This is a genomic window from Streptomyces sp. B1866 (assembly GCF_031932565.1).
In the GTDB taxonomy this organism is placed as follows: domain Bacteria; phylum Actinomycetota; class Actinomycetes; order Streptomycetales; family Streptomycetaceae; genus Streptomyces.
This window is the reverse complement of sequence record NZ_JAVSCF010000471.1, coordinates 1-2143: the sequence shown is the minus strand read 5'-3', so window position 1 is coordinate 2143 and position 2143 is coordinate 1. Positions and strand designations below refer to the sequence as shown.

Sequence of the window (2143 nt, the reverse complement as noted above, 5' to 3'; positions counted from 1 at the left end):
GGGCGGCAGCGGCCCGTTCGGCCCGGCGGACCCGGGACGGCCCGGCGGGCCGGGCGGCCCCGGGGGACCGGGCGGCCCCGGCGGTCCGGACGGATCGGACGGTCCCGGCGGTCCCGGCGACAGCCCGCCCGCGCCCGCGAAGCGCCGTCGGCGCCGGGCGATCGTCATCGCCTCCGCCGCCGTCGCCACCGTGCTCATCGCGGGTGTGGCCGCCTTCGCCGCGCTCGGCGGCGGTGACGACAAGGACGACAAGAAGGACAAGGCCGACAGCGGCCGCCACACCACGGCCCCCGCGACCTCCGCCCCGGAGACCGCCGCGCCCACCGAGCTGTCCTCCCCCTCCGGATCGCCGACGGCCTCCGCGAGCGTCCCGCCCACCACGGGCGACGTGCCCGGCGACTACCTCGGCGCGTGGGAGGGCGAGGTGTACTCGGGCGAGTCGGCCACCGGCGACCTACGCCGCGTCGTCATCACCCAGGGCCAGATCGGCTCGCCGGTCGCCGACGTCTCCACGATCGGCGAGAGCGCGTACTGCCAGGGGTCGGGGACCCTGAAGGCGGTGGACAACCTGCTGGTCATCAACTCCGAGGTGGCCACCAGCGTCCCCGAAGGCTCCTGCTCCTCCATCGGCGACCAGACCATGAAGCTCCAGGACGACGGCTCCATCGTGTGGACCAGCGGCTCCGACAGCTCGGTCCAGGTCACGCTGCGCCGGGCGGCGTCCGGCCCGGCGCCGGTGGGCCCGGACTACCAGGGCACCTGGCAGGCGAAGGGCGCGTTCGGGCAGAAGGACCTGAACGTGAAGCTGACGATCCGCCAGGGGGCGATCGGCAGCGAGGTGGCCGCGGTCGAGGAGGACAGCAACAGCTACCACTGCGAGGGCACCCGCGTCCTGGGCTCCGTCCAGAACGGCGTCGTACTCAGCCCCACGAAGGTCAACGTGTCCCAGCCGGAGGGCAAGTGCGACGCCGGCGACTCGTGGACCCTCACCGCCGAGGGCGGCAAGCTGCGCCTGAAGTACGAGTCGAGCGACTACGGCGAGGGCACCGAGACCGTCACGTTCACCAGGGTCGGCTGACCCGGCCGCGTACGAGGTGACAGGAGCCGCAACGGCAATGCAAGCCCTCGGACCGCAGGACCCGCGGTGGATCGGGGAGTACCGGCTGCTCGGCAAGCTCGGCGAGGGCGGAATGGGCCGGGTCTACCTGGCCCGCTCCGCCCGCGGCCGGACCGTGGCCGTCAAGCTCGTCCAGGCCGAACTGGCGCAGGTGCCCGACTTCCGCGTCCGCTTCGCGCGCGAGGTGGCGGCGGCGCGGCGCGTCGGCGGCCAGTGGACCGCGCCGGTGCTCGACGCCGACACCGACGCGCCCACCCCCTGGGTCGCCACCGGCTACATCGGCGGCCCGTCGCTGCACGACGTCGTGACCCGCGACTTCGGCCCGCTGCCCGAACCGACCGTCCGCGCGCTCGCGCACGGCCTGGCGTGCGCGCTGCGCGACATCCACGGCGTCGGCNGAAGCCGTCGAACGTCCTGATCACCATCGACGGCCCGCGCGTCATCGACTTCGGCATCGCGCGCGCCCTGGAGACCGTCGTGTCCGGGGGCGGCCTGACGATGACGGGCGCGGTCGTCGGGTCGCCCGGCTTCATGTCGCCCGAGCAGGTGCGCGGCGAGACGGTCACCGCCGCAAGCGACGTCTTCTGCCTGGGCTCGGTGCTCGCCTTCGCCGCCACCGGGCGGCAGCCGTTCGGCACCGCGACCAGCGGCCTGCACGCGATCATGTACCGCATCGCGCAGGAGGAGCCGGACCTGACCGGGCTGCCGGAGGGCCTGCGCGACCTGGTGGACGGCTGCCTGGACAAGGACCCGCGGCGGCGGCTGTCCGTCGAACGGGTCGCGGCCCTCACCGCGCCTTCGGGGCGTACGGAGGCGGAGGCGGCCGGTTCGGCCGGTTCGACCGAGTCCGGTGAGCCTGCCGGGGCCGCCGAGCCGTGGCTGCCGGGCGGCCTGCTGGCCCAGCTGGGCCGGGACGCGCTGCGGCTGCTCGACGCGGAGACGCCGCACACGTCGCTGGTCGCCGTGCCGCCGCCGCCCGCGAGGCCGGCGCCCGCGCCCGGGCCCGCGCCGGTCAGCCCGCCGCCC

2 pseudogenes are annotated in these 2143 nt (G+C 75.6%); both read left to right on the top strand.

The features are described 5' to 3' along the window. Nucleotides 1-1078: pseudogene (locus RKE29_RS29530) on the top strand (hypothetical protein); the annotation flags it as partial. Nucleotides 1079-1115: 37 nt separating this feature from the next. After that, nucleotides 1116-2143 (top strand): annotated as a pseudogene (locus RKE29_RS29525) (serine/threonine-protein kinase); the annotation flags it as partial.